The organism is Pseudonocardia sp. ZF1 (assembly GCF_056835605.1).
In genome coordinates, this window is the sequence record NZ_JAJNBY010000001.1 from 4,638,457 (window position 1) to 4,665,264 (window position 26,808).

At 74.9% G+C, this 26,808-nt stretch carries 26 protein-coding genes; 8 read left to right on the forward strand and 18 right to left on the reverse strand.

Features of this window, described 5'->3' with window-relative positions; translation table 11 throughout:
• Positions 1–2 precede the first annotated feature (2 nt).
• Positions 3–602, reverse strand: a complete 600-nt coding sequence (locus ZF1_RS22280; RefSeq protein ID WP_482638259.1) for an alpha/beta hydrolase family protein — start codon at positions 600–602, stop codon at positions 3–5.
• Complete coding sequence (locus ZF1_RS22285; protein ID WP_208824105.1) at positions 599–1,417, reverse strand: SOS response-associated peptidase; 819 nt, start codon at positions 1,415–1,417, stop codon at positions 599–601. The genes ZF1_RS22280 and ZF1_RS22285 overlap by 4 nt, the downstream gene beginning before the upstream one ends.
• Positions 1,418–1,452: 35 nt before the next feature.
• Here ZF1_RS22285 and aroA point away from each other — a divergent pair, with 35 nt between their 5' ends.
• From aroA to ZF1_RS22300, 3 genes are read left to right on the forward strand one after another with little or no spacing between them, the layout of a single operon-like run.
• The gene (gene aroA / locus ZF1_RS22290; protein ID WP_482638260.1) at positions 1,453–2,745 is read left to right on the forward strand and encodes a 3-phosphoshikimate 1-carboxyvinyltransferase; all 1,293 of its coding nucleotides are present in this window, start codon (positions 1,453–1,455) and stop codon (positions 2,743–2,745) included.
• Between the two features lies 1 nt (position 2,746).
• Positions 2,747–3,766: a ribosome small subunit-dependent GTPase A gene (gene rsgA, locus ZF1_RS22295; RefSeq protein ID WP_208824101.1), complete on the forward strand. Its 1,020-nt coding sequence runs from the start codon at positions 2,747–2,749 to the stop codon at positions 3,764–3,766.
• A 47-nt stretch (positions 3,767–3,813) separates the two neighbouring features.
• On the forward strand, positions 3,814–4,614 hold the full coding sequence (locus tag ZF1_RS22300) for a hypothetical protein (RefSeq protein ID WP_405415254.1): 801 nt from the start codon (positions 3,814–3,816) through the stop codon (positions 4,612–4,614).
• 9 nt (positions 4,615–4,623) lie between these two features.
• On the opposite strand, the gene ZF1_RS22305 is transcribed toward ZF1_RS22300, so the two are convergent.
• Positions 4,624–5,562, reverse strand: coding sequence for an SMP-30/gluconolactonase/LRE family protein (locus tag ZF1_RS22305; RefSeq protein ID WP_482638261.1), 939 nt, complete (start codon positions 5,560–5,562; stop codon positions 4,624–4,626).
• Between the two features lie 32 nt (positions 5,563–5,594).
• Here ZF1_RS22305 and ZF1_RS22310 point away from each other — a divergent pair, with 32 nt between their 5' ends.
• Positions 5,595–6,425: a crotonase/enoyl-CoA hydratase family protein gene (locus ZF1_RS22310; protein WP_482638262.1), complete on the forward strand. Its 831-nt coding sequence runs from the start codon at positions 5,595–5,597 to the stop codon at positions 6,423–6,425.
• A 14-nt stretch (positions 6,426–6,439) separates the two neighbouring features.
• On the opposite strand, the gene ZF1_RS22315 is transcribed toward ZF1_RS22310, so the two are convergent.
• Both ZF1_RS22315 and ZF1_RS22320 read right to left on the reverse strand, forming a co-directional pair.
• Complete coding sequence (locus ZF1_RS22315) at positions 6,440–6,946, reverse strand: DUF6912 family protein (protein WP_073576326.1); 507 nt, start codon at positions 6,944–6,946, stop codon at positions 6,440–6,442.
• Complete coding sequence (locus ZF1_RS22320; protein WP_405415246.1) at positions 6,943–8,418, reverse strand: WS/DGAT/MGAT family O-acyltransferase; 1,476 nt, start codon at positions 8,416–8,418, stop codon at positions 6,943–6,945. The genes ZF1_RS22315 and ZF1_RS22320 overlap by 4 nt, the downstream gene beginning before the upstream one ends.
• Between ZF1_RS22320 and ZF1_RS22325 the strand changes: the two genes are divergently transcribed.
• Genes ZF1_RS22325 through ZF1_RS22335 form a run of 3 tightly spaced genes read left to right on the forward strand, consistent with a single transcriptional unit; the run spans position 8,417 to position 10,781 of the window.
• Complete coding sequence (locus ZF1_RS22325; protein ID WP_062397518.1) at positions 8,417–9,211, forward strand: TrmH family RNA methyltransferase; 795 nt, start codon at positions 8,417–8,419, stop codon at positions 9,209–9,211. The two genes, ZF1_RS22320 and ZF1_RS22325, sit on opposite strands and share 2 nt — an antisense overlap.
• 21 nt (positions 9,212–9,232) lie before the next feature.
• Positions 9,233–10,504 carry an alpha-hydroxy acid oxidase gene (locus ZF1_RS22330; RefSeq protein ID WP_482638263.1) on the forward strand — a complete coding sequence of 424 codons (1,272 nt, stop codon included), beginning with the start codon at positions 9,233–9,235 and terminating at the stop codon, positions 10,502–10,504.
• Positions 10,505–10,523: 19 nt separating this feature from the next.
• Positions 10,524–10,781 carry an antitoxin gene (locus ZF1_RS22335; protein ID WP_482638264.1) on the forward strand — a complete coding sequence of 86 codons (258 nt, stop codon included), beginning with the start codon at positions 10,524–10,526 and terminating at the stop codon, positions 10,779–10,781.
• Positions 10,782–10,899: 118 nt separating this feature from the next.
• Here the strand turns inward: ZF1_RS22335 and ZF1_RS22340 are convergent, their stop codons facing one another.
• Genes ZF1_RS22340 through ZF1_RS22355 form a run of 4 tightly spaced genes read right to left on the reverse strand, consistent with a single transcriptional unit; the run spans position 10,900 to position 13,619 of the window.
• The gene (locus ZF1_RS22340; protein ID WP_062397524.1) at positions 10,900–11,304 is read right to left on the reverse strand and encodes an HAD-IA family hydrolase; all 405 of its coding nucleotides are present in this window, start codon (positions 11,302–11,304) and stop codon (positions 10,900–10,902) included.
• 47 nt (positions 11,305–11,351) lie between these two features.
• The gene (locus ZF1_RS22345) at positions 11,352–12,116 is read right to left on the reverse strand and encodes an ABC transporter permease (RefSeq protein ID WP_178376074.1); all 765 of its coding nucleotides are present in this window, start codon (positions 12,114–12,116) and stop codon (positions 11,352–11,354) included.
• Positions 12,113–13,099: an ABC transporter ATP-binding protein gene (locus tag ZF1_RS22350; protein ID WP_482638265.1), complete on the reverse strand. Its 987-nt coding sequence runs from the start codon at positions 13,097–13,099 to the stop codon at positions 12,113–12,115. The genes ZF1_RS22345 and ZF1_RS22350 overlap by 4 nt, the downstream gene beginning before the upstream one ends.
• Before the next feature lie 16 nt (positions 13,100–13,115).
• Complete coding sequence (locus ZF1_RS22355) at positions 13,116–13,619, reverse strand: MarR family winged helix-turn-helix transcriptional regulator (protein WP_482638266.1); 504 nt, start codon at positions 13,617–13,619, stop codon at positions 13,116–13,118.
• A 265-nt stretch (positions 13,620–13,884) separates the two neighbouring features.
• Between ZF1_RS22355 and ZF1_RS22360 the strand changes: the two genes are divergently transcribed.
• On the forward strand, positions 13,885–14,730 hold the full coding sequence (locus tag ZF1_RS22360; protein WP_482638267.1) for an Rv3235 family protein: 846 nt from the start codon (positions 13,885–13,887) through the stop codon (positions 14,728–14,730).
• Positions 14,731–14,769: 39 nt separating this feature from the next.
• Here the strand turns inward: ZF1_RS22360 and secA are convergent, their stop codons facing one another.
• The 9 genes from secA to ahcY form a co-directional block, all read right to left on the reverse strand.
• Positions 14,770–17,595, reverse strand: a complete 2,826-nt coding sequence (secA, locus tag ZF1_RS22365; protein ID WP_482638268.1) for a preprotein translocase subunit SecA — start codon at positions 17,593–17,595, stop codon at positions 14,770–14,772.
• 211 nt (positions 17,596–17,806) lie between these two features.
• A complete protein-coding gene (gene hpf / locus ZF1_RS22370; protein WP_062397537.1) occupies positions 17,807–18,466 on the reverse strand; it encodes a ribosome hibernation-promoting factor, HPF/YfiA family in 660 nt (219 codons plus the stop codon).
• A gap of 238 nt (positions 18,467–18,704) precedes the next feature.
• On the reverse strand, positions 18,705–19,520 hold the full coding sequence (locus tag ZF1_RS22375) for a ComF family protein (protein WP_482638269.1): 816 nt from the start codon (positions 19,518–19,520) through the stop codon (positions 18,705–18,707).
• A 117-nt stretch (positions 19,521–19,637) separates the two neighbouring features.
• The gene (locus ZF1_RS22380; RefSeq protein WP_346106780.1) at positions 19,638–21,362 is read right to left on the reverse strand and encodes an LpqB family beta-propeller domain-containing protein; all 1,725 of its coding nucleotides are present in this window, start codon (positions 21,360–21,362) and stop codon (positions 19,638–19,640) included.
• A complete protein-coding gene (gene mtrB, locus ZF1_RS22385; protein ID WP_168172252.1) occupies positions 21,359–23,035 on the reverse strand; it encodes an MtrAB system histidine kinase MtrB in 1,677 nt (558 codons plus the stop codon). Before mtrB ends, ZF1_RS22380 begins: the two co-directional genes overlap by 4 nt.
• A gap of 133 nt (positions 23,036–23,168) precedes the next feature.
• Positions 23,169–23,846 carry an MtrAB system response regulator MtrA gene (mtrA, locus tag ZF1_RS22390; protein ID WP_020622190.1) on the reverse strand — a complete coding sequence of 226 codons (678 nt, stop codon included), beginning with the start codon at positions 23,844–23,846 and terminating at the stop codon, positions 23,169–23,171.
• 25 nt (positions 23,847–23,871) lie between these two features.
• Positions 23,872–24,516 (reverse strand): dTMP kinase, encoded by a 645-nt coding sequence (locus ZF1_RS22395; protein ID WP_482638270.1) that lies wholly within the window; start codon positions 24,514–24,516, stop codon positions 23,872–23,874.
• Positions 24,517–24,532: 16 nt separating this feature from the next.
• Positions 24,533–25,012: an NUDIX hydrolase gene (locus ZF1_RS22400; RefSeq protein WP_482638271.1), complete on the reverse strand. Its 480-nt coding sequence runs from the start codon at positions 25,010–25,012 to the stop codon at positions 24,533–24,535.
• A gap of 108 nt (positions 25,013–25,120) precedes the next feature.
• Positions 25,121–26,608 carry an adenosylhomocysteinase gene (ahcY, locus tag ZF1_RS22405; RefSeq protein WP_482638272.1) on the reverse strand — a complete coding sequence of 496 codons (1,488 nt, stop codon included), beginning with the start codon at positions 26,606–26,608 and terminating at the stop codon, positions 25,121–25,123.
• Positions 26,609–26,808 lie beyond the last annotated feature (200 nt).

The window sequence follows — 26,808 nt, forward strand, 5'->3', positions numbered from 1 at the left end:
ACTCACCGGGTGAGTGTCGCCAGCCACTCCCCCACGGCGGACCCGAGCAGGTCGTGCTGCCGCTTCAGGCCGTGGTCGCCGTCGAGCAGGACGACCCGGCGGTCCGGACCGTCCCCGGGGACGCCGAAGCGGTCGTTGCGGCCCTGCACCACGAGCACCGGCACCCCGGCCGCCTCGAGCTCCGGGGCCCGCGTCCGCTCCGGGCGGCCCGGTGGGTGCAACGGGAAGGCCAGGCACAGCACCGCGGCGGCACCGGCCGTCGTCGCCGTGCGGCAGGCGACGCGCGCGCCGGAGCTGCGGCCGCCGACGACCAGCGGGCCGTCGTGGCCGGGCCGCACCGCCGCGACGACGGCGAGCCACGCCTCGTCGAGGTGCCCGGCCGGGGCGGGGGCCCGCCGGCCCGCCACCCGGTAGGGCTGCTCGACCAGGCCGACGTCGAACCCGGCGGCGGTGGCCGCCGCGGTCGCGGTGACCAGGTCGGGGGCCTCGACGCCGCCGCCCGCGCCGTGCCCGAGCAGCAGCAGCCCGCGCGGGGACCCCGACCGGTGCAGGGTGACCCGGGCCGGGCCGCGCGGGGTGTCGACCTCGCGCGCCGCGGTCACGAGAGCAGGTCGAGCTGGATCGGCTCGGTCACCTGGTCGTCGGGGAGCCGGTCGAGCAGCTCGGGCGCGTTGTTGCGGACGTTGTTGACCTGCGGCGAGACCGGCCGGATGTCCAGTGTCGAGACCAGCTCCGGCGACGGTGGCACCAGCAGCCGGGTCACCCCCTCGTCGCCGGTGCCGCGGTCCGGGTCGAGCCAGTCCGACCAGTCGTCGGGGCGCAGCAGCAGCGGCATCCGGTCGTGCACCTGGGCCAGCGGGCCGACCGCCTCGGTGGTGAGCACGCAGGCGGTGACCAGCCCGTCGGGGTACTTCTCGGTCAGCTCGTCGCCCTTCGGGCGCCAGAACTCCCAGATGCCCGCCATCGCCATCGTGGCGCCGTCGGCGTAGTGGGTGAAGTACGGCTGCTTGGTCGGCTTGCCGGTCCCTCCCTGCGACTTCGGGACGGCGTCGTGGCGCTGCCACTCGTACCAGCCGTCCATCGGGAACAGGCAGCGCCGCGACGCGGCCGCGCGGCGGAACGCGGGCTTCTCGGTGATCGTCTCCGACCGGGCGTTCACCATCCGCGCACCCGCCGACGGGTCCTTCGCCCAGAACGGCACCAGCCCCCAGCGGACGGTGCGCAGCGACCGCTCGGTGGTGTCCCGGTCGGGCTCGCCGCTCTCGTCGCGGGGGTGGCGCTCGACCACCACGGTGATGTCCTTGGTCGGCGCCACGTTGTAGTCCGGACGCTGCGAGGACTCCTCGGTCGCGTCGACGGCGTGGAACTCGTCGGCCAGGTCCGCGGGGGCCTTGGTGGAGGCGTAACGGCCGCACATGCGCCCCATCCTCCCACGTGGGGAAGGATGGAGGCGTGAGCAACTGGACCGCCCCCACGCCCGGGTCGCCGGTGACCGGCACCGTCACCGTCCCCGGGTCGAAGTCGGTGACCAACCGTGCGCTGCTGCTCGCCGGCCTGTCCGGCGGCGGCGTCCGGGTCGACGGCGCCCCGCCCACCCGCGACACCGCGCTGATGACCGGGGCGCTCGCCGCGCTCGGCGTCCCGGTCACCACGCTCGGGGACACGGTGGAGATCGGCGCGCACCCCGGGCTGCGCGGCGGGACCCCCGAGGCGCCCGCCGCGGTCGACTGCGGGCTCGCCGGCACGGTCATGCGGTTCGTCCCCCCGGCCGCGGCGACGGCGTCCGGTGCGGTCCGCTTCGACGGCGACCCGCGCGCCCGGGAGCGCCCGATGGGCACCGTGCTGGACGCGCTGCGCGCACTCGGTGCCACCGTGTCCTACGACGGCGCCGCCGACGCGCTGCCGTTCGTGCTCGACGGCGGCCCGGTCCGGGGCGGCGAGGTCACGATCGACGCGTCGGCGTCGTCGCAGTTCGTGTCCGGGCTGCTGCTGTCCGGGTCGCTGTTCGAGCGCGGCGTGACCGTGGTCCACGAGGGCGCGCCGCTGCCGTCGCTGCCGCACATCGCGATGACCGTGGAGATGCTGCGCGCCGCCGGGGTGGCCGTCGACGACGCCGAGCCGAACACCTGGCGGGTCGAGCCCGGCCCGGTCGCGGCGCGGGACTGGTCGGTCGAGCCGGACCTGTCGAACGCCTCGGTGTTCCTCGCCGCGGCCGTCGTGACCGGCGGGCGGGTCACCGTGCGCGGCTGGCCGGCCGAGACGACCCAGCCCGGCGTCGACGTCCTGCCGGTCCTGGAGCAGTTCGGCGCCACGGTCACGCACACCGCCGACGGCCTCACCGTGACCGGACCGGACCGGCTCACCGGCGTCGACGTCGACCTGCACGACGCGGGCGAGCTCGCCCCCACCGTCGCCGCGGTGGCCGCGCTGGCGTCGGGCACCTCGCGGCTGCGCGGGATCGGGCACCTGCGGGGCCACGAGACCGACCGGCTCGCCGCACTCGCCACCGAGATCACCGCGCTCGGCGGTGCCGTCACCGAGACCGAGGACGGCCTGGTCATCGAGCCGAAGCCGCTCACCGGGCGGTCCGACCGGCCGTGGGGCGCCTACGCCGACCACCGGATGGCGACCGCGGGCGCGATCATCGGGCTGGTGGTGCCGGGCGTCGAGATCGACGACGTGGCGAGCACCGACAAGACCATCCCGGACTTCCCCGGCCGGTGGGCGGCGCTGGTCGGGAACTGACATGCCCCGCGACATCAGCAGGCTCGACGAGTCCGACGTCCGTGTTCGCCCCGGACGGCGTGGGAGCAGGCCGCGCAGCAAGCGCAGGCCCGCACACGCCGACGCGACCCGCGCGATGGTCACCGCCGTCGACCGGGGACGGTGGACCTGCGCGGTCGACGCCGACCCGGGCCTGCCCCAGGTCGTCGCCATGCGGGCCCGCGAGCTGGGCCGGACGCCGGTCGTCGTCGGGGACCGGGTGGACCTCGTCGGGGACCTGTCCGGAGAGCCGGACACCCTCGCCCGGATCGTGCGGGTCGCCGAGCGTGACACCGTGCTGCGCCGCACCGCCGACGACACCGACCCCTACGAGCGGATCGTCGTCGCGAACGCACAGCGGCTGATCGTGGTCACCGCCGTCGCCGACCCGGTGCCGCGCAGCGGGTTCGTCGACCGCTGCCTGGTCGCGGCCTTCGCCGGTGGGCTGCAGCCGGTGCTGTGCCTGACCAAGTCCGACCTCGCCGACCCGGAGCCGTTCGCGGCGCAGTACCGCGAGCTCGGCGTGCCGGTGCTGGTGACCGGGCGCTCGGAGTCCGGGCCTCCGTCCGGGCTGGACGCGCTGCGCGAGGAGCTGTCCGGGCGGCTGTGCGCACTGGTCGGGCACTCCGGGGTCGGCAAGTCCACCCTGGTCAACGCGATCGTCCCGGCCGCCGAGCAGGCCACCGGGGTCGTGTCGGGCGTCGGGAAGGGACGGCACACGACCACCGCCGCGCTCGCGTTCCCGCACGCCGACGGCTGGGTGGTCGACACCCCCGGGGTGCGCTCGTTCGGGCTGGCGCACGTCGGTGCGGACGACGTCGTCGCCGCGTTCGGCGACCTGGCGACCGCGATCGAGGACTGCCCGCGCGGCTGCGGGCACCTCGGGCCGCCCGCCGACCCGGAGTGCGCACTGGACGACCTGGTCGCCTCCGGCGCACTCGGAGGAGGCAGACTCGAGGCGTTGCGCCGCGTGCTGGTGGCGCTGGCGAGCGACAGGTTCTGACCATCACGACGACGGCCGGGGAGCGGGTAGTGCCGGGACGGCGCGCGATGACGCTGCTGCTGTGCGGGGCGGTGCTGGTGCCCGGGCTGACCGGCTGCGCCTGGCCCGGTTCCCTCGGTGACACCCCCGCACCGCCCGCCGCCGCGCCCGCCGCGCTGCCGAAGTACTACGACCCGGCGCCGCTGATCACCGACGTCCGGGCCCGTACCCGGCTCGACGGCGGCTCGACGCTGTCGGTGGCGGGCACCCTGACCCACGACGGCACGACCGTCCCGGTGACCGGCGACGGCGCCCTGCGGGTCGGCCAGGACGGGGACGCCCCCGCGGTGCGGCTGCTGCTGCGCTCCGGCCCGTCCGGCGCGGTCGCCCGGAGCACGGAGCTCATCCGGATCGACGGCCGGACCTGGCTGCGCCCCGGCGACCGCGGCTGGGGCGAGGCCGGCCGGGTGGCGCTGCCCCCGGAGCAGATGTCCCACGCGACGCTGGCCGCGAACGTCGCCGCCGGACTGGACCCGCTGGGGGCGGTCGCGCGCTACCCGGACGCGGTGCTCGTCGCCGAGGCCGCCGACGACGCCGTCGACGGCACCCCGGCCGTGCACTACACACTGGTCGTCGACCTGGTCCGGGCCGCGGCGACCGAGACCGACCCGGCGCGCCGCACGGCGCTGCAGGCCCAGCAGCGGGCCGGGCTGACCCGGCTGAGCGCGGAGATCTGGGTCGACGCCGAGCGCAGGCCGCTGCGCAGCCGGGTCCGCCAGCAGCTCCCCGACGGAGCGGCGCTCGACGTCCTCGTCCGCTACGACGGCTGGGGCGCCCCGATCACCATCGAGCCGCCGGTCCGCGGCTGACCCGGGTCCTCAGCGGCGGAACGCCAGGTCCAGGCCGTCGACCGGCCAGGTGCAGCGGTAGAGCCGCCCCCACCCCGACGAGGTGACCCACGCCTCGCGCGACCCGGCGCCGGCGAAGCAGATGTTCGTGACGTGCGGGTCGTGCTCGGGCGGCGCGACGGTGCCGAGCAGCTCCCCGGCCGGGGACAGCACGCTGACCTCGCCGGAGACCAGGGTGGCCACGCAGACGTTCCCGTCGCCGTCGACGGCGAGCGAGTCGAGGTTGCGGAACCCGGCGAAGCCGTGCAGCAGCCGGGCGTCGCCGGGGCCGGGCGGGCCGGGCAGCTCCGGCGGCGCGGCGAGCGCGCCGGGTCCGGTCACCGCCCAGCACCAGACACGGCCGGTGGCGGTCTCGGCGACGTAGAGCCGTAACCCGTCCGGGGACAGGCCCACGCCGTTCGGGGTCATGAGCGGGTGCACGACCTCGGTGAGCGCCGAGCCGTCGGGACGGGCGTGGTACAGCCCGCCGAGGTCGACCTCGCGGGGGCGGCGCTTGCCGAGGTCGGTGAACCAGAAGGTGCCGTCGGCGGCGAAGACGATGTCGTTGGGGCCGCGCAGGCCGTCGTGGAGCACCGAGGAGCGGCCCGTGTCGGGGTCGACGCGCAGGATCGCGCCGCCGCGGTAGTCCTCGGGCTGGTTGCCCGGGTACACGGTGCCGTCGGGGCGGGTGTGCCAGGTGAAGCCGCCGTTGTCGCAGACGTAGACGGCGCCGTCCGGGCCGATCGCGGCGCCGTTCGGGCCACCCCCGGTCTCGGCGACGGTGACGTGGCCGCCGTCGGGCAGCACCCGGGTCAGCCGCCCGGCCGCGATCTCGACCACGAGCACCGACCCGTCGGACAGCGCCACCGGGCCCTCCGGGAACGCGAGCCCACGGGTCACCTCGTGCAGCTGCGGCGCGACGAACGCCATACCGGCCTCCGATCCGGGTTACGGTCCGGTGCATGAGCGAGCGTGTCCGGACCACCGTGGACGACGGCGTCGCCGAGGTGCGGCTCACCCGCCCGGAGCGCCGCAACGCCCTCGACGTCGTCCAGTTCACCGCGATCGTGCACGCCGCGGAGGCGCTGCGCGACCGCACGGACGTCCGCGCGGTGGTCCTCTCGGCGGACGGGCCGGACTTCTGCGCCGGGCTGGACCGCGACATGTTCCGCGCGATGCGCTCCGGGGAACGGCTCTCGGCCACCGCCGAGCCGCCCCCGCCGCGCGAGGGCTCCCCGGCGCACGCGACCGGGCAGCGCGCCGCCCACGTCTGGGCCGAGCTGGACGTGCCGGTGATCGCCGCCGTGCAGGGGCACGCGCTGGGCGGCGGGCTGCAGATCGCGCTGGGGGCGGACCTGCGGATCGTCGCGCCCACCGCGACGCTGTCGGTGCTGGAGATCGTGTGGGGCCTGGTGCCCGACATGGGCGGCACGCTGCTGCTGCCGCAGCTGGTCGGGCGCGACGTCGCCCGCGACCTGACCTTCACCGGGCGCACGGTGTCCGGTACCGAGGCCGTCGCGCTGGGGCTCGCGACCCGCACCGCCGAGGACCCGCGGGCGGCCGCGCTGGCGACCGCGCACGAGATCGCCGCGCGCAACCCGCACGCCGTGCGTGCGGCGAAGCGGCTGCTCGCGGCGCCCCGCCCACCCGCCGAGCAGCTCGCCGCCGAACAGGCCGAGATCGGTGCGCTGATCGCGAGCCCGAACCAGCGCGAGGCGGTGACCGCGCGGCTGGAGGGGCGGGACCCGCTGTTCGCCGATCCCGCACCGGGGCCGCCGGCCGGGACGGGCTGACCGCCCGCCGGGGCTCAGCCCAGCTCGACGAGGAACGGCAGTTCGGTGCCGTCGTACCAGGCCAGCTCGTGGTCCTCGGCCTCGCCGACGAGGAACTCGGCGTCCATGTCGCCCAGGTCGGCCTTGTCGACCGCGCCGGCCGCCTCCCGGACGGCGTGCTCGGCCTCCGGCAGGTCCACGTGCACGGCGGCGATCTTCGACACCGGGACCGGGCCGGTCACCCGGACCGCGCCGTCGTCGAGGTCGGGGCGCAGGGTGACGTCGTCGGTGTCGGCGGACACCACGACCCGGCGGGCGGGGGTGTCGTCCTCGCCCAGCCCGAACTCGACCGAGAGCAGCCGCAGCGACGCCCGCGCCGCCTCGTTCATCGCGGCGTACTCGAGCTCCTCGTCGTCGCCCGCGGTGTAGGACTCGCGCAGCTTCGGGGTGAGTGCGAACGCGGTGCCGCCCAGCGGCTCGAAGTTCCCGGTCTTCACCGTGCGGGCCAGCATCGGCCAGGTCGCGGGGAGGTAGATCCTCAACGGTCGTCTCCTCTGACGGGTGTCATCGGTGTCTGTCGCAGTGTCTCGAGGAGCTCCTCGAGTGACTCGTCCACCATCCCGGCGAGCACCTCCAGGTCGCCCATGGCGTCCCTGTCCCCGTTCAGCCCGTAGTACACGCCACCGTCGTAGCTGGTCAGGCCGATGGAGACGGCCTGGCCCTTCGCCAGCGGCACCACCGGGAACATCTCCAGCATCCGCGCCCCGGCCGCGTAGAGCGGGAACTGCGGGCCGGGCACGTTGGTCACGACCAGGTTGAAGAAGTGCCGGGCCATGCCGTTCGCGGCGCGGGCGCCGACGGCGTGCAGCGTCGGCGGGGCGAACCCGCCGATCCGCACCAGCGTGTCGGCGCCGACGGCGTCGCCGGTGTCGGTGTGCTCGCGCATCTGGTGGGTGACCTGGTGCAGCCGCACCAGCGGGCTCGGCTCGCCGACGGGCAGGTCCACCAGGAACGACGCCACCCGGTTCCCGAGCGACCCGCCGGTCGCCGAGCTGGGCACGTCGCCCTCCCCGCGCACCGACAGCGGCACCAGCGCCCGCACCGACGACGACCCGGCGACCGGCTCGCCGCGCGACATCAGCCAGGTGCGCAGGGCACCGGCGATGACGGCGAGCACCACGTCGTTGACATCGCAGCCGTAGGCGGCGCGGACCTTGCGGTAGTCCTCCAGGTCGGTGCGGGCCATCGCGAAGCGGCGCTGGGTGGAGATCTCGGCGTTCAACGGGAGCCCGGGCGCGCGGCGGCCCGCGGTGCGGGCCATGTTCAGGACCTTGCCCGCGGCCCCGGCGAGCTTGCCGACGGTGGCCAGCGCGTCGCCCGCGGCGACCCGGACGTTGTCCACGATCTCGGTGGGGCGGGTGACGGCCTCGGAGATCGCGTCGAGCACGAGCTGGCCGTCGGTCGGCTCCGGGCGCGGCATCCACAGCTCGTCCGGGGTGTCCCGCGGCTCGGCGGACACGTCCAGGATGACCTGTCCGATGTCGATGGCGGAGATCCCGTCGACCATCGCCTGGTGGGTCTTGGTGAGGATCGCGACGCGTCCGCCGTCGCCGCCGCCGCGGCCGTCCGCTGCGGGGGCGAGGCCCTCGATGAGGTACATCTCCCACAGCGGGCGGGTGTGGTCCAGCGGGCGCGACATCAGGCGCCCGACCAGCTCGGTCAGCTGCTCCTCGCTGCCCGGACGGGGCAGCGCGGACCGGCGCACGTGGTAGGCGATGTCGAACTCGGGGTCGTCGACCCACACCGGGCGTGCGAGGTTGCCCGGGACGTGGCGGACCTTCTGCCGGTAGCGCGGCACCAGCGCGATGCGCTGCTCGATGAGCTCGACCAGCCGGTCGTAGTCGAAGCCGTCGTCGGGGCGGTCGAACACGGCGACCCCGCCGACGTGCATCGGTGTGGTCGCCTCCTCCAGGTACAAGAAGGACGCGTCGAGTGCGGAGAGCCGGGACGGCATGGCCGCGATCCTACGTGCGACGCTTCTCCCCGTGAGCGATGCAGGTGCGGTCTCCCCGAAGGACCGGTTCATCACGGTCTACGGCCGCAAGCCCGTCCTGGAGGCGCTGGCCGACCCCGACCTGGAGGTCGACAAGGTCGTGCTGGCCGACACGGTGCGCGGTGGCGGCGAGCGCGAGATCACCGCGGCCGCCCGCGGCCGCGGGGTGCCGGTGCAGCGCGCGACCGCGCAGCGGGTGAAGGTGCTGGCCGGCAACGGCCGCCACGACCAGGGTGTGCTGGCCGACGTCGTCGCCCCGCGGATGTCGCCGCTGGAGCACTTCCTGTCCGATCTGGGCACCCGGCGGCCGGCGTCGGTGCTGGTGCTCGACGCCGTCACCAACCCGTCGAACGTCGGGATGATCCTGCGCAGCGCGACGGCCGCCGGTCTGGACGGCGTGCTGCTGCCCCGCCGCGGGGTGCCCGCCATCGACCCGCTGGTGATCAAGGCGTCGGCCGGGGTGGCGTTCGCCGCGCCGGTGCTGCGCTGCGCCACCGCCACCGAGGGCGTCGACCTCATGCACGCCGCCGGGTTCGGGGTGTTCGGGCTCGACGCCGGCGGCGACTCGCTGCTGGAGGCGTCGCTCCCGCCCCGGGTCGCACTGGTGCTGGGCAACGAGACCGACGGCCTGACCGAGGACGTCCGTTCCCGGCTCGACGGGATCCTCTCGCTGCCGATGTACGGTGGGGTGGAGTCGCTCAACGTCGCCTCCGCCGGCGCCGTCGCCGCCTACGAGCTGCTGCGCCGACGCTGACCGGTCACCTAGTGTCGGGCGATGGTGCGCCGTCGCATTCCCCGCCCGTCCGAGCTGGCGCCGCTGCTGCGGCCGGCTCCGTTCACCCTGGACCGCACGGCGGCCCGGCTCGCCCGCGCGTCGAGCATCGGTGACCTGCGCGAGCTGGCGCGGCGGCGCGCGCCGCGGGCCGTGTTCGACTACACCGACGGGGCCGCCGAGGACGAGGTGAGCCTGCGCCGGGCCCGCGAGGTGTGGGCCTCGGTGGAGTTCTCGCCGACCGTGCTCACCGACGTCTCGCGGGTGGACACCGGCCGGGACATCCTGGGCGGTCGCTCGTCGCTGCCGTTCGCGCTGGCCCCGACCGGCTTCACGCGGATGATGCACACCGAGGGCGAGCGCGCGGTCGCCGCCGTCGCCGCGCGGGCCGGGATCCCCTACGCGCTCTCGACGATGGGCTCGACGACGATCGAGGGCGTCGCCGAGGCCGGGCGCGGCGGGCGGCACTGGTTCCAGCTCTACCTGTGGCGCGACCGCTCGGTCGCCCACGAGCTCGTCTCCCGGGCGCGGGAGGCCGGCTACGACACGCTGCTGCTCACCGTGGACACCCCGGTCGGCGGCAACCGGCGCCGCGACGCCCGCAACGGCCTGTCCATCCCGCCCGCGCTGTCGCTGCGGACCTTCGTCGACGGCGCCCGCCACCCCCGCTGGTGGTTCGACCTGCTCACCACCGAGCCGCTGACGTTCGAGTCGCTCGCCGCGGGCGGCGGCAGCCCCTACGAGGTGATCAACCGGGTGTTCGACCCGGCGCTGACCCTCGACGACGTCACCTGGCTGCGCGGGGCCTGGCCCGGGAAGCTGGTGGTCAAGGGCGTCCAGTCGGTCACCGACGCCCGCCGCGTCGCCGACGCGGGCGCCGACGGCGTGCTGCTGTCCAACCACGGCGGACGGCAGCTGGACCGGGCCCCGGTGCCCGCCGAGCTGATCGAGCCGGTGGTGCAGGAGCTCGGCGACGACGCGGAGGTCCTGGTGGACACCGGGATCACCCACGGCGGCGACGTCGTCGCCGCCGTCGCGCTCGGCGCCCGCGCGGCGCTGGTGGGCCGCGCCTACCTGTACGGGCTGATGGCCGGTGGCGAGGCCGGGGTGTCCCGCGCGGTGGAGATCCTGCGCGCCGAGGTGGAGCGGACGATGCAGCTGCTCGGCGTCACCCGGGTGGACGACCTCCGCCCGGAGCACGCCCGGCTCCGCTCGGCGACCGGCGGCCGCCATCACCCGAACGAGCGGCGGCCCGGCACTGCGCCCCGGCGCTGACGGGGCCAGCATGGGGCGCATGAGTTTCCTGGACAAGGCCAAGGAACTGCTCGGCAAGCACGACGACAAGGTCGACCAGGCCCTGAACAAGGTCGGCGACGCGGCCAAGCAGAAGTACGGTCACGACGGTCAGATCGACACCGCGACCAAGTTCGCCCGCGAGCGGACCGGCACCGGTGACACCGCCGCGCCGCCGCCCCCCGGTCAGCCGGGTCCGGACGGCCAGGCCCCGCCGCCGCCCGCGCCGGGCCAGGCCCCGCCGCCCCCGCAGCAGTAAGCAGGGCACGACCGGTCCGGCCACCGCCGGGCTGCCCACGAGGCGCCGTCCGCACGCTGCGGGCGGCGCCTCCGCATGTCCGGGGTGTGCCCCGGCTGCGCCGCGGGTCGCCCGGGGCTCAGTCGCGGGCGGGCACCCCGAGCAGGACCTCCAGCTCACCGAGGGTGGTCTCGGCGCCGGTGTGGCGCACCCCGACCGCCCCGGCCGCGGCGGCGCCGCGCACGCACGCCCCCATGTCGTCGACGACGACGCAGTCCCCCGCGGGCAGGCCCAGCTCCGCCGCGGCGGCGGCGAAGGAGTCCGGGCTCGGCTTGCGGGCCCCGCGGACCGCACCGAGGAGCACCGTGCCGAACGCCGCGGCGACCTCGTCGGGCACCGCGTGCGCGCCGGAGAACAGTGCGGTGCGGATCCCCGCCGCCGCGGCGCGACGGGCGTAGGCGAGCAGCAGGGCCCCGTCGGCGGGGTCGTCGAGCACCCCGCCGTAGTCGACGATCAGGCCACGCAGGGTCCGGGTGTCCGCCACCCGGCCGACGGTACCGAGTGTCGCCGCCTCCCGGGGCGCTCCGCGGCTCAGTCGAGGGCCCGGCGCAGGAAGCCGCGGATCCCCAGCAGGGTGAACAGCACGATCGCCGCCACCGGGACGAGCACGCACACCCACAGCGGGATGTGCGGGACCTGCGGCACCAGCGACGCGCGGATCCCCTCGCTGACGTAGGTCAGCGGGTTCACCGCCGACAACACCTGGAACCAGCGCAGGTCGGCCAGGGTGAGCCACGGGTACTGCACCGAGCCGGTGAACAGCAGCGGTGTGAAGATCACCGCGAACAGGATGTTGATCCGCCGCGGCGGCACCGCGGTGCCGATGGTGAGCCCCATCGCCGCACCGAGCAGGCTCCCGAGCACCACCATCAGCAGCGCGGGGGCCAACCCCTCGGCCGGCCACCGGATGTCGATCATCGCGAATCCGATGGGGACCATCAGCAGACTGGCGAGCAGGCCGCGCAGCCCCGCGAAGGCGATCTTCTCGACGGCGACGGCCCACACGGGCATCGGCGCGAGCAGCCGGTCGTCGATCTCCCGCGTCCAGGACAGCTCGAACACCAGCGGCAGCGTCACCGCCTGCAGGGCGCCGAACATCGCGTTCAGCGCGATCAGGCCGGGCAGCATGATCTGCCCGTACTCGGGTGACACGAAGCCGCCGCGGCCGAGCACCACGACGAAGACCAGCAGGAAGAAGAACGGCTGCACCAGCGTCTGGGCGAGGAACGACGGCAGCTCCCGGCCGGTGACGAACAGGTCGCGGCGCAGCACCGCCAGGAAGGCACGCCCGGTCATCGCAGGTCCCTGCCCGTCAGGTCGATGAACACGTCCTCCAGCGTCGCCTGCCCCAGACTGACGTCGCGCACCGTGGCGCCGTGCCGCCCGAGCAGGTCGACGGCCGGCGCCAGCAGCGCCGCCGGCTCCGCGGTGACCGACAGCCGGAACGCCGACACGGTGCCGTTCTCCCCCGGGCCGCGGCCCGGCGGGGTCTCGGCACGCGCGACACCGCCCAACCCGGCCAGCGCCACGCGCAGCGTCTCCGCCGCACCGGGCCCGTGGTCGGCGACGATCTCGACGGTCGCGCTGCCCGGCAGCGACCGGACCAGCGCGTCCGGGGTGTCCAGCGCGAGCAGCCGCCCGTGGTCGACGATCCCGATCCGGTCCGACAGCTTGTACGCCTCGTCCATGTCGTGGGTGGTGAGCACGACGGTCACGCCCTCGTCGCGCAGCCCGCTGATCTGGTCGTGGACGAACAGCCGGGCCTGCGGGTCCAGGCCGGTCGAGGGTTCGTCGAGGAACAGCACCTCCGGGGAGTGCATGAGCCCGCGGGCGATCATGACGCGCTGGGCCTGGCCGCCGGACAGGTCGTCGGCGACGGCCTTCGCCTTGTCCGTCAGCCCCATCCGTTCCAGCAGCTCGTCGGCGCGGCGGTTGCGCTCCGCCCGCCCGACGCCGTGGTAGGCGGCGTGGAAGACTAGGTTGTCGCGGACACCGAGGGAACGGTCCAGGTTCTGGCGCTGCGGGACGACGGCCAGCTTCGCGCAGACGGCGACGGCGTCGGCACGCACGTCGAGCCCGGCGACCCGGGCCGTACCCGAGGTCGGCACCACGCGGGTCGTCAGCACGCCGACGGTCGTGGTCTTCCCGGCGCCGTTGGGCCCGAGCAGCCCGAACACCTCACCCTCGGCCACCGAGAACGACAGGCCGTCGACGGCGTTGCCCTTCGCCTTCGGGTACCGCTTCACCAGGTCGACCACCTCGACCGCGGTCCGTCCCATCGCACTCCCCCGCCGATCACGTCACGTCGGGCCGATCCTGCTCCAGGTCGGCGATCACCGCGAGCAGATAGGCGCGGACGGCGTCGTCGAGCCCGTCCGCCGGCTCCCGCAGCCACGGTCCGCGCCCGTCGGGGCGGGCGTCGCGCCACCGGTCCCGCCCGGCGTCGGTGAGCGCGACGAACCGTACCCGCCGGTCCGCCGGGTCCCCGCGGCGGGCCACCAGCCCCGCCGCCTCCAGCGCGTCGACGACCGGGGTCAGGCTGGTCGGGGCGACCCGGACCCGGGCGGCGAGCTCGCGCTGGGCCAGTCCGCCGCACCGCTCCAGCACGTCGAGGACGGCGAACCCGGTGACACCGAGGCCGTGGCCCCCGGTCCGCCGCCGGCGTTCGGCGAGCACCGCCGCCCCGGCCCGGACGACGAGGTCGGCCAGCGACTCCGCGGGGCCGTCCACCGGGTCGGGAGCGGCGACGAGGCGGGGCGGGGTGAGGTCGATGCGTCCCGGTGGGTGGGGTGCGGGCATCGCGGGAGGGTAGGACGCGGCGGGGCCCGGCGGGGGCGGTCGGGCGGGGCCGGTCGCGTTCGTGAACACCGGCCCCACCGGAGGGCGGCTCACGACCGCGGCTCAGGCGCCGCTCGCCTCCGTGGCTCCGTCGGGGCGCCGGACCACGCCGGCCGCACGTGCGCCCCCGGACCGTGCGGCACCGGACCGTGCGGCACCGGACGATCCGGTGGCGGATCCGGGCCGGGCCCCGTCGCGGCCACCGGGACCGTCGCAGTCTGGCGCCGTGACCACGACGACGACCGGCACCGCCCCGGCGGGGGGCACCTCCAGCCCGCGGACCGACACCACTCCCGGCACACGGGCCGCGCCCGCGCCACCGCCTCCCGGGAACCGGGCCCGTCCCGCCCCGGTTGCGGCCGGCCACGCGCGGCACGCGTCCTCGCGGGTGGGGACGGCGGCGCCCGCCGTCGCCCCGGCACCGGGCGCCGACACCGGTGCCGTCGACGCGTCCGGGTCCCCGGTCACGTCCGCGCAGGCCGGGGCCGTCGACGGGCAGGCTCCGCCGCCGCCCGGCCCCGGCGCGCTCCTGGTCCGCACCCCCGCCGAGGTGCCGGAACCGCTCGCACCGGGGGTCGTCGTCGTCCTGCCGGGTGGGTTCCGGATGTCCTCCGGACCGGCGCCCGCACCGCGCGGGGCGGTCCGCCCCGTCCCGGCGCCGACGGTGCCCGAGGAGACCTCCCCGGCCGACGCCGACCGGGTCCGGGCCCCGGCCCACGAGATCGTCCGGCTGCTGACCGAGGTGCTCGCCGGGCGCCGCCCGCCGGACGGGGTCACCGCCGTCACCACCCCGGCGGTGCGCCGCTACCTGACCGCGGCCCGGATCGTGCACCCGGCGCGCCCGCCCCGTGGCCGCCCGGGCCCCGGGGGACGGGTCGGTGCCCCCGGTTGCGGGAGCCCGGGCGGCTCGACCGCACGCCGGGCGCCGCGGGTGCACCTCGGTCTGCCTCGGCCGGACGTCGCCGAGGTCTGCGCGACCGTCAGCGTCGCCGGGCGGGTGCGTGCCCTGGCGCTGCGGCTGGACCGGGCGCCGGACGGCCGGTGGCTCGCCACCGCCGTCCGGCTCGTGTGAGGCGCGACGCGGCCGAGCCCGGCCGGCGGCGCCCGGAGCTCAGCGCCGCCGGCGGGCCTTCTCCGCGCGGCGCCGCTCGGCGCGGTTGACGCCGTCGTCGCCGTTCGCGGACGCCCCGTGGCCACGGGCCGGGACCTGGTGACGACCGGTACGACCGGTGCCCGGGGCGGCCGCCCCGCCCTCGCCGCGACGCGCGACCCCGCCGTCCTCGCCCGGGCCGCTGTACTGCAGGTTCTGCGGCGGGCTGGTGCGGAACAGGTTCGGCAGGACCACGGTGGACTCGGCGGGGTCCTCGGCCGGGACCCGGCGTACGACCGGGATCTCGGTCGTCTCCGGCTCGGCCTCCTGGACGGGGGCGGCCGGCTGCTGCACCTGGACGACGACGTTGAACAGGTGCCCGATCGTCTCCTCCTTGATGCCCTCGAGCATCGCGGAGAACATGTCGAAGCCCTCGCGCTGGTACTCGATCACCGGGTCGCGCTGGGCCATGGCCCGGAGCCCGATGCCCTCCTTGAGGTAGTCCATCTCGTAGAGGTGCTCGCGCCACTTGCGGTCGATGACCTGCATCAGGACCTGGCGCTCGAGCTCGCGCATCCCGCCCTGGGCGCCGATCAACGCGTCGATCTCGGCCTCGCGCCGGGCGTACGCGGCCTCGGCGTCGGCGAGGATGACCCGCTCGAGCTCCTCGGCCGACAGGTCGTCGATGTCGTCGGCGACGGTGCGCCAGTCGAGCTGGATCGGGTACAGGCCCTTGACCGCGGTCCACAGCTTCTCGAGGTCCCAGTCCTCGGAGTAGCCCTCGGCGGTGGCGCCGACGACGTAGGCGTGGATCACGTCCTCGAGCATGTTGCGGGTCTGGCGCTGCACGTCCTCGCCGTCGAGGACCCGGCGACGCTCGTCGTAGATGACCTTGCGCTGCTGGTTGAGCACCTCGTCGTACTTGAGGACGTTCTTGCGGATCTCGAAGTTCTGCTGCTCGACCTGGGTCTGCGCGCTGCGGATCGCGCGGGTGACCATCCCCGCCTCGATCGGCACGTCGTCCGGCAGGTTGAACCGGTTCATGATCGACTCGACGACCTGGCCGTTGAAGCGGCGCATCAGCTCGTCGCCGAGGGACAGGTAGAAGCGGGACTCGCCCGGGTCGCCCTGCCGGCCGGACCGGCCGCGCAGCTGGTTGTCGATGCGGCGGGACTCGTGGCGCTCGGTGCCGAGCACGTAGAGCCCGCCCGCGGCGCGGACCTCGTCGGCCTCGGCCTTGACCTGCTTGCGCATGCGGTCGAGCACCGCGTCCCACGCGGCCTCGTACTGCTCACGGGTCTCGACCGGGTCCAGGCCCTGGCTGCGCAGCTCCAGGTCGGCGAGGAACTCGGGGTTGCCGCCGAGCATGATGTCGGTACCGCGACCGGCCATGTTCGTGGCGACGGTGACGGCGCCCGCGTGCCCGGCCTGGGCGATGATCTGCGCCTCGCGCGCATGGTTCTTCGCGTTGAGCACCTCGTGCGGCACCCCGCGGCGCAACAGCAGCGTCGCCAGGTACTCGGACTTCTCGACGCTCGTCGTACCGATCAGGACCGGCTGGCCCTTCTCGTGCTTCTCGGCGATGTCGTCGGCGACCGCCTCGAACTTCGCGGGCTCGGTCTTGTAGATCAGGTCGGCCTGGTCGGCGCGCACCCGCGGCCGGTTCGGCGGGATCGAGACGACCGACATCTTGTAGATCTCGTGGAGCTCGGCGGCCTCGGTCTGGGCCGTACCGGTCATGCCGGCGAGCTTGTCGTAGAGCCGGAAGAAGTTCTGCAGCGTGATCGTCGCCAGGGTCTGGTTCTCCGGCTTGATCTCGACGCCTTCCTTGGCCTCGATCGCCTGGTGCATGCCCTCGTTGTAGCGACGGCCGGCGAGCACACGACCGGTGAACTCGTCGACGATCAGGACCTCACCGTCGTTGACGATGTAGTCCTTGTCCTTCTTGAACAGCTCCTTGGCCTTGACCGCGTTGTTCAGGTAGCCGACCAGCGGGGTGTTCGCGGACTCGTAGAGGTTGTCGATGCCGAGCTGGTCCTCGATCAGCGCGACACCCTCCTCGGTGATGCCGACGGTGCGCTTGCGCTCGTCGACCTCGTAGTGGATGTCCTTGGACAGCATCGGCGCGAGCCGCGCGAACTCCTGGTACCAGCGGGCGCTCTGCTCGGCCGGGCCGGAGATGATCAGCGGCGTGCGGGCCTCGTCGATGAGGATCGAGTCCGCCTCGTCGACGATGGCGAAGTTGTGCCCGCGCTGGACCATGTCGGCGGTGTTCCACGCCATGTTGTCGCGCAGGTAGTCGAAACCGAACTCGTTGTTCGTGCCGTACGTGACGTCGCAGGCGTACTGCTCGCGGCGCTGCGCCGGGGTCATCTCCGACAGGATCACGCCGACGGTGAGACCGAGCCAGCGGTGGATGCGGCCCATGGTCTCGGAGTCGCGCTTGGCGAGGTAGTCGTTCGTGGTGACCACGTGCACGCCGTCGCCGGGCAGCGCGTTGAGGTAGACGGCCAGCGTCGAGGTCAGGGTCTTGCCCTCACCGGTGCCCATCTCCGACACGTTGCCCATGTGCAGGGCCCCGGCACCCATCAGCTGCACGGTGAACGGGCGCTGGCCCAGCGTGCGCCGGGCGGCCTCGCGCACCGTGGCGAAGGCCTCGGGCAGCAGGTCGTCGAGTGACTCGCCGTCGGCGTGGCGACGGCGGAACTCGTCGGTCTTGGCGCGCAGCTGCGTGTCGGTGAGGCCCTCGAAATCGGGCTCCAGTCCGTCGATGTGCGCGGCGATCTTCGCGAGCCGCTTCACCAGCTTGGTTTCGCCGGCCCGGAGGAGTCGACTCAGGAAGGGCACTGCCGACCTCATTCACGTCGCGGTCAGGACACGGGGCCTCCCACCACGGTCTCCGCGCCGCGACCCGGTGCCGCGGGCGGCACCGGCACGGCACCGGCGCCGCACGGCGGGCCGACCCCGTCGTCCATGGTACGGGCACCGGCGACGGTGGCCCGCGCCGCGGCGGGGAGGCGTTCCCCGCCGCGGTACGGGCACCGTCGGGCGCGGGTGGTCAGCCGTCGAGCCGGATCACGCCGTAGTCGTAGCCGCGGCGGCGGTAGACGACCGAGGCACGGCCGGTCTCACTGCAGGCGAACATGTAGAAGTCGTGGCCGACGAGCTCCATCCGTGACAGCGCCTCGTCGACACTCATGGGTGTGGCCGGGTGGGACTTCTCGCGGACGATGCGTCCGGGCCGGTACTCGGCCTCCCACTGCTGCTCGAGGCGGACCAGCTCGTCGTCGGTCAGCGACTCGTCGTGGCTGCGCGGTGCGGGGATGGTGTCGGTGACGGGAGGGGCCGCTTCCATCAGCGCGACGGCCGAGGCGTCGGCGGCGGCGCGGGAGGCGGCCACGCGGTCGCGGCGGCTGGGCTTGCGGCGGTCGTGGGAGCGGCGCAGCCGCTCGGCGAGCTTGCCGACGGCCATGTCGAGCGCGGCGTAGAAGTCGGCGGCGGAGGCCTCGGCGCGGGCGACGGCTCCGCAGCCGCCGCGCCCGGTGATCTCGACGCGCTGGCAGGACTTCTGCTGACGGCGGTTCGGCTCGTGGAAGAGCTCCACCTCCATTCCGACGATCTTGTGGTCGTGGCGTTCCAGGCGGCTGAGCTTGTCCTGGACCAGGCCACGGAAGTGCTCCGGCACCTCGACGTTCCGGCCGGTGACGACGATCTCCACTCGAACATCCCTCGCTTCAGTCGTGCTGAACCCGGGACCCGACGACGGCCCCGGGGGGTGGGCTCGCGGTCGTTCCTCCTGATGTGGTAGCGGTCGGAGTTCAGCGGACGTTATCGGGAAATCCGCCTCCGGGACAGGCCGTTCGCCGACCCGTCGGGTGGACACCCTGGTGCCATCGGACGCGGTGTGCGACGACCCTGCGGCACCCGGGTGACCCGTCGCCCGCGGAGCGGCACGCTCACCTCCGGATCGCGCTTCCGGCGACCACTGTGGACGACTGACCGGGAGATCGGCTGACCCGCCGATCCGTGTGACCGCTGTCACAGTCGGCCACCCGGTAGGCGCCGTCGGGCCGAGGCGTCGGCGAGCACCACGGCCCCACGGCGGGCAGTCCGGATGCGGCGAGCGCCGCCCCGCAGGCCCGCAGGGTCGCCCCGGAGGTCACGACGTCGTCGACCAGCAGCACCGCCTCCCCGGGGGCCGCGGGCACCGGCTCGCGGCCCCGGGCCGGGTGCAGCGCCGAGGCCAGGTTCGCCGCCCGGCCCGCGCCGTCGAGCCCCACCGAGTCCCGGGCGCGGCGGTGCAGGGCCAGGACCGCGTCGGTGCGGGCGGGCAGCCCGGCAGCGGTCAGCAGCGGCGCGAGCGCCCGGCACAGCCGCAGCACGTGGTCGCCGCCGCGCACCCGGGCCGCCGACGGCCGGGACGGGGCCGGCACCAGGCGCACCGCGGCCGGGTCCGGCGTCCCGTCGGCCCGCGGCGCGAGCACCGCCGACACCGGGCCCACCAGCAGCCCGGCCAGGTCCGGCGCCAGGTCCCGCCGGCCGCGCTCCTTGTAGGTCAGCACGGCCCGGCGCAGCGGCCCGCGGTAGCGCCCGGCCGCCGCGACCCGGCCGGCGCCGGGCACGCGGACCGGCACCGGGCCCGCGGTGTCCTGCGCGCAGGCCGGGCACCAGCCCCCGCTGCCGGGCGGCCCGGCACCGCAGCCACCGCAGGTCCGGGGCAGGAGGAGGTCCAGCAGGGCGGCGGCCGCGGACGGGGCTCGGGTCGGGGTCACGGCTCCGATACTCGCCCCCGGCACCGTCGCCGCGGCCCCGCCGGAGCCCGCCCGGGCCGAGTTGTCCACAACCGCCGGAGTTGTCCACAGGCCGGGGATCCGGCCACCGGGACGCGCTCAGCCGGGGTAGAACGGCTGTGCGGCCGCTCCGGTCCCGCCCGCCTGCTGCCAGGCGTCGAACTCGCCGCCGGAGTAGCTCCACAGGCCGGTCCGGTCGGTCACGTACAGCGGGCGCCCCTCGGCGGCGGCCAGCGCCCCCAGCGGCGCGGTCAGGTTCGTGCCGGGGATCTGGTCCAGCCGCAGACCGTCGGCGCTCACCTCGGACATGGGGCGGTCCGAGTCGGACGCGACCACGATCCGGTCCGCGGAGTGCCAGTCGATCGACACCACGTCGTCGAGCTCCCCGGGGCGCAGGCGCCGCAGCGGCCCGACGGCGACCTCGCCGTCGTCGAGCGGGACGATCGGGCCGACGAGCAGCGCACCGTCGGCGACGACGGCGATCCGGCCGCCCTCACGCGCCAGCGCGATGTCCCCGATCCGGCCGAGCGGCGTCAGCCGGCCCGCGTCCACCGCGCCCTCGACCGGCGGCCCGGACGGCGGGACGAGGACCCGGCGCAGCCTGCCGTTCACGACCGCCCAGATCTCGTCGCCCGCCCCGTTCCAGCTCAGCGAGCGGACGTCGGCGCCGGACACCGGGGTGGCGGTGAGCTCCCCGCCCAGCGGGCCGGTGAGCAGCCGCTGGGTGCCCGTCGACTCCCGGGACACGACGGCGATCCGCCCGCTGCGCGCGGACGCGGCGGCCTCGGTGATGTCGAACGAGCCGTTCCCGGCCTGCCCGGCGACCGGTGCCGCCACGCCGGTCGCGCTGAGCTGACGGACCCGGCCGGCGTCGACGACGTAGGGGAACGCGGGGGCCCGGCCGGGGCCGGCGACGAGGTCGGCCTGGTCCGCGGCCGACACCGTCGGCGTGGCGGGGACCAGCGGTCCGCCGTCGGCCAGCAGCTCCACCCGCGGCACGCCCACACCGCCGAGGGTCTGCGCGACCTGCGCGGCGAGCAGCTCCCGGTCCTGCGGGGACAGCCCCGACACCCCGGTCAGCTCGATCGACGCGGTGCCCGCCGCGGGGTCGGTCGTGGCCGAGCGGATCCGCGCGGTCGCCGGGAACATCGTCACCGCCGCCCCGGCCAGGCCGGTGGACGGCCCGCGCAACAGCACGTCGACGGCGTCCATCGCGAGCTCACCGGGACGCCCGCCGCGGATGTAGTGCCCGTCGGGCAGCAGCATCCGGCGGACCGGGTCGACGAACCAGGCCTGCAGCTCGCGGTAGTGCGAGCGGAAGTCCGACAGCCGGACCATCACCCCGGGCGGTGGCCGGTCGATCCGCCAGCGCTCGCCCTCCCGGACGACGCCGACGTCGACCTCGACCCGCTGCGGGGAGGACTCGAACGCCCCGTTCGGCCCGACCGTGCCCAGCCGGGTGCCCCGCACCCGCACCGTCATCCGGTCCGGGCCCGGGGTGCCGTTGTCCGGGGACACGACGGTGTCGAACCGCTCGTCCAGGACGGTCAGCGACGCCGCGTCGTCCCAGCCCGACGCCGACGCCGACAGGTAGCGGCGGGCCTGCGCGTGCCGGTCGTCGGGCGAGCCGGAGCGGTAGACGAACCCGCGGACCAGGCCGAGCGGCTCGTCGTCCTCGATCGGGCCGCTCAGGTTCTGCTCGGCGGCCTGCTCGCCCTGGCGCAGCACCTGCACGTCGGACTGCTGGGGCACCGTCGCGCACCCGGCGACGACGGCGGCGGCGACCGTCACGACCAGCGCCGCCAGTGCACGGCGGGCGGTCACCGGTCGCCGCCCGGGTCGATGATGGCGCGCTCGGCGGGCTGCATCGGCGCGTGCTCCTCGGGGCGCAGCCGCCACAGGTCCTCCTCGCGCAGGTCGCGGCCGATCCCCTGCGGCGGGGTCGGCACCGAGCTGCCGTTGCGCCGGTCCCCGGCCGCGGCGGCGGGCGGGCCGAGCGGCAGTGGCGAGGCGCTGATGTGCCCGCCCACCTCGCGCGGCAGGGTCAGCCGGAACGCCGAGCCGTTGCCCGGCTCGCCCCAGGCCTGCAGCCAGCCGCCGTGCAGCCGGGCGTCCTCGATGCTGATCGACAGCCCGAGCCCGGTGCCGCCGCTGCGCCGGGCCCGCGACTCCTCGGCCCGCCAGAACCGGTTGAACACCAGGTCCGCCTCGCCGGGCCGCAGCCCGACGCCGTGGTCGCGCACGACGACGGCGACCGCGGCGTCGTCGCCGGCCACCGTCACCTCCACCGGGCGGCCCTCGCCGTGGTCGATCGCGTTCGCGACGAGGTTGCGCACGATGCGCTCCACCCGGCGCGGGTCGGCCTCGATCAGCTCGCCCGCCGGCAGGTCCAGGACGAGGTCGGTGCCGGCGTCGGCGGCGATGCCGCGCACCGCGTCGGTCGCCCGCCGCACCACCGCGGACAGGTCGACCCGTTCGGCACCCAGCTCGGCCACGCCGGCGTCGAGGCGGGAGATCTCCAGCAGGTCGGCGAGCAGCTCCTCGAACCGGTCGAGCTCGGTGACCAGCAGCTCGGAGCTGCGGCGCAGCGCCGGGAGCAGCTCGTCGCGGGAGGCGTAGAGGACGTCGGCGGCCATCCGCACGGTGGTCAGCGGCGTGCGCAGCTCGTGGCTGACGTCGGAGGTGAACCGCCGCTGCAGCGCCCCGAACTCCTCGAGCTGGGCGATCTGCGCGGCGAGGCTGCCCGCCATCTCGTTGTAGGACTCGGCGAGCCGGGCGACCTCGTCCTCGCCGCGCACGGCCATCCGCTCGTCGAGGTGTCCCCCGGCGAAGCGTTCGGCCACGTCGGCGGCGTGCCGGATCGGGCGGACCACCTGCCGGGTGACGAGACTGGCGATCGCGGCAAGCAGCACCAGCAGCACCAGCCCGCCGACGATCAGCGTGCTCTGCACCAGCCCGAGGGTCAGCTGCTCACCGTTGAGCGGGAACAGCAGGTAGAACTGCAGCTCCCGGCCCGCGGTGGCGATCTTCTGCCCGATGACGAGGTTCGGGACGCCGTCGACGGTCGTGTACTGGCGGTTCAGGCTGTCCAGCGACCCGCGGGCGGTGATGTCCTGCTGGCGCGCGGTGATCTGGCCGACGTCGCCGGCGGACACCTCGGGCCCGTTCGCCGACCCGGTGGTCAGCGCGGCGCTGAACTCCCCGGCCGTCCCGGCCCGGCCGGGGCCGGTGGTGTCGGTCAGCCGTTCCAGGGCGGTGTCCAGTGTCTCCTGCACGCCCTCGCGGTCCGGGTCGACGCTCGCCAGCTGCCCCTCGAGGACCTGCCGGTTCGCGTCCGACTGGGAGATCGCGGCGTCGAGCTTGCTCTGCAGCAGCCGTTCGGCGATCTCGCTCTGCAGCACCAGGCCGAGCACCAGCACGACCGCCGACGACAGCGCCAGCGTCGAGGTGACCACCCGCAGCTGCAGCGACCGCCGCCAGGCCGCGGCGATGAGCATGCCCAGCTCGTGCGCCTGCACCCGCAGCGGGCCCAGCCCTCGGGCGACCCGCCGGGCGCCGGGCAGCCGGGCGAGCCGGGTGCGGAGTCCGCGGCGCCGCGTCACCACGGCCGGTGCACCCGCGGCGCGCCGGTCACGGAGGACCGGCCTTGTACCCCACCCCGCGGACGGTCAGGACCACCTCGGGGCGCTCCGGGTCGCGCTCGACCTTCGACCGGAGACGCTGCACGTGCACGTTCACCAGACGGGTGTCCGCGGCGTGCCGGTAGCCCCACACCTGCTCGAGCAGGACCTCGCGGGTGAACACCTGGCGCGGCTTGCGGGCCAGCGCGACGAGCAGGTCGAACTCGAGCGGGGTCAGCGCGATCGGCCGGCCCTCCCGGGTGACCTGGTGCGCGGGCACGTCGATGTCGATCTCGCCGATGGACAGCTGCTCGGCGGGCTCGGCGTCGTTGCGGCGGACCCGGGCCCGGATCCGCGCGACGAGCTCCTTGGGCTTGAACGGCTTCACGACGTAGTCGTCGGCGCCGGACTCCAGCCCGAGCACGACGTCGACGGTGTCGCTCTTGGCCGTCAGCATGACGATCGGGACGCCGGACTCCGCCCGGATGGCCCGGCACACGTCGATGCCGTTCATGCCGGGCAGCATCAGGTCGAGCAGCACCACGTCCGGCTGGGTGTCCCGAACGGCGGGCAGTGCCCGCGTCCCGTCGGACACGACCGCTGTCTCGAAGCCCTCGCCCCGCAGCACGATGGTGAGCATCTCGGCCAGGGCCGGGTCGTCGTCGACCACCAGTACGCGCGACTTCATGGACGTCACTATCCCAGCCCCGTGATCAGCACCGGTGCAGCAGGGCGGGCACGAGGGCCGACGGTGCCGCGGCGGGGTCGTCGAGCACTGTCCAGCGGCTCAGCCAGGACCGCGCCGCCAGCTCCCGGTAGACGGCGTCGGTGCGGGCCTGCAGGCCGTCGTCGCTCTCGTAGGCGTCGCGGGCGCGGCCGGGCTCGGTGGCCGCGCGCGACCTCGCCCGCTCCGCGGCGACCTCCCGGGGCGGTGCCAGCAGCAGCTGGTGGCCGGGCAGCGGGATGCCGAACCGGTCGACCTCCAGCGCCCGGACCCAGCCGACGACCTCGCCGCCGGCGTCCTGGCCGAGCCGGGCGGCGCTGTAGGCGGCGTTGGAGGCGACGTAGCGGTCCACGAGCACGACGTCGTGTGCGGCGAGCGCCGCACGCAGCCCGGCCGCGGCGGCCCGGCGGTCGAGCGCGAACAGCACCGCCATCGCGTGCACCGAGGAGGCGAGGTCGCCCATCCGGCCGTAGAGCGCGTCGCGGGCCAGCTCGGCGTGCACGTCGTCGTCGTAGCGGGGGAAGGCCGTCGTGGTGACCGAGGCGCCGTGTGCGCGCAGCCCGGCGACGAGCTCCGTGGTGAACGTGTGCTTGCCCGCACCGTCCAGTCCCTCGACGACCACCAGTTCCCCCACGGCGGTCGAGCCTAGGTCAGGCACCCAGCTCCGAGACGGTGGGCCAGGTCGTCGCGAAGCCCGGGTGCAGGTCCAGCTCACCGAGCCGGTCGGTGCGCACCCAGCGCAGCTCGGTGCTCTCCGCGCCGCGCACCCGGACCGGCGGCGCGTCCGGCGTCCGCACGACGACCGTGGTGTAGCTCCAGCCGCCGTGGTCGTCGACGAACTCCTCCACCGGCGCCAGCCCGGCGACGGCGAGGGTGCTCTCCTCGGCCGCCTCGCGCAGCGCCGCCCGCACCGCGGACTCCCCCCGGTCCCGGGCACCGCCGGGGATCCCCCAGGTGCCGCCGTGGTGGCTCCAGGACGCCCGGTGCTGCAACAGCACCCGGTCGACGCCCGCCGGGTCGGCTTCGTCGCGGTGGCGCACGAGCAGCCCGGCCGCGCCGAACAGACCCCAGTGCCGGTGCCCCCGGGCGCAGTGCACCCAGCCGTCACCCGACCCGATCTCGATCGTCATCCCGACGGTGACCCCCTGGTACGCCGACGGCGCGGCGCCCCGGGAAGGGGCCACCGCGCCGTCGGAACGGAGAACGCGGTACCGATGCGCGATCCGCGAGCTTCTCGCTCAGTAGCGGTAGTGCTCCGGCTTGTACGGACCCTCGACGTCCACGCCGATGTACTCGGCCTGGTCCTTGGTGAGCTTGGTCAGCTCGCCACCGAGGGCCTGCACGTGGATCCGCGCGACCTTCTCGTCCAGGTGCTTCGGCAGCCGGTAGACGTCCTTGTTGTACTCCTCGTGCTTGGTGAACAGCTCGATCTGGGCGATCACCTGGTTCGAGAAGCTGTTGGACATCACGAACGACGGGTGGCCGGTCGCGTTGCCCAGGTTCATCAGGCGGCCCTCGGACAGCACGATGACCGAGTGGCCGTCCGGGAAGATCCACTCGTCGACCTGGGGCTTGATGTTGATCTTCTTGATGCCCTCGACGCGGGACAGGCCCGCCATGTCGATCTCGTTGTCGAAGTGACCGACGTTGGCGACGATCGCCTGGTGCTTGGCCCGCTTGAGCAGGTCGACCGTGAGGATGTCCTTGTTGCCGGTCGCCGTGACGATGATGTCGGCCTGCTCGATGACCGAGTCCAGGGTCGCGACCTGGTGGCCCTCCAGCAGCGCCTGCAGCGCGCAGATCGGGTCGACCTCGGCGACGATGACGCGCGCGCCCTGGCCCGCCAGCGCCTCGACCGAGCCCTTGCCGGTGTCGCCGTAGGCGGCCACGACGGCCACCTTGCCGCCGAGCAGCACGTCGGTGGCCCGGTTCAGGCCGTCGATCAGCGAGTGGCGGATGCCGTACTTGTTGTCGAACTTCGACTTGGTGACCGAGTCGTTGACGTTGATCGCCGGGAAGAGCAGCTCGCCGCGCTCGGCCAGCTGGTACAGCCGGTTGACGCCGGTGGTGGTCTCCTCGGTGACGCCGCGGATGTCGGAGTTGATCGTCGTCCAGCGCTGCGGGTCCTCGGCGAGGCTGCGGCGCAGGGTGTCGAACACGACCCGCTCCTCGTCGGAGACCGACAGGTCGTCGTCCTCGAAGCTCGGCACGACGCCGGTCTTCTCGAACTCGACGCCCTTGTGCACGAGCAGGGTGGCGTCACCGCCGTCGTCGAGGATCATGTTCGGGCCGACGACGTTGCCGTCGGCGTCACGGAACTTGAACAGCTGCTCGGTGCACCACCAGTAGTCCTCCAGCGACTCGCCCTTCCAGGCGAAGACCGGGACGCCCTGCGGGTTCTCCGCGGTGCCGTGCGGGCCGACGACGGTCGCGGCGGCCGCGTAGTCCTGGGTGGAGAAGATGTTGCAGGACACCCAGCGGACGTCGGCGCCGAGCGCGACGAGGGTCTCGATGAGGACCGCGGTCTGGGTGGTCATGTGCAGCGAGCCGGCGATCCGCGCGCCGGTCAGCGGCTTGGACTCCCCGTACTCACGGCGCAGGTCGATCAGGCCCGGCATCTCGTTCTCGGCGAGCCGGATGTCCTTGCGGCCGTACTCCGCCTCGGAGATGTCGGCGATCGCGAAGTCCAGGCCGCCGGCGTGCTGCAGCTTCGGGTGATCGGTCATGGGGTGGGTGCGCCTCCTCAGGCGTAAGAGTCGTACTCGTCGGCACGACGGGTGCGGTCCGGCCGGGAGGAGGAGCGGCGTACACGGGTCACGGCGTCCTCCCTCCTCGTCGGAGACAGGCGCCCTTTCTCGTCCGTGCCGGCCGGGCCCGAGCGTGGCGGCCGGTGACGGCCGCTGCAGCGCCTCTCGGCGCCCGGCGA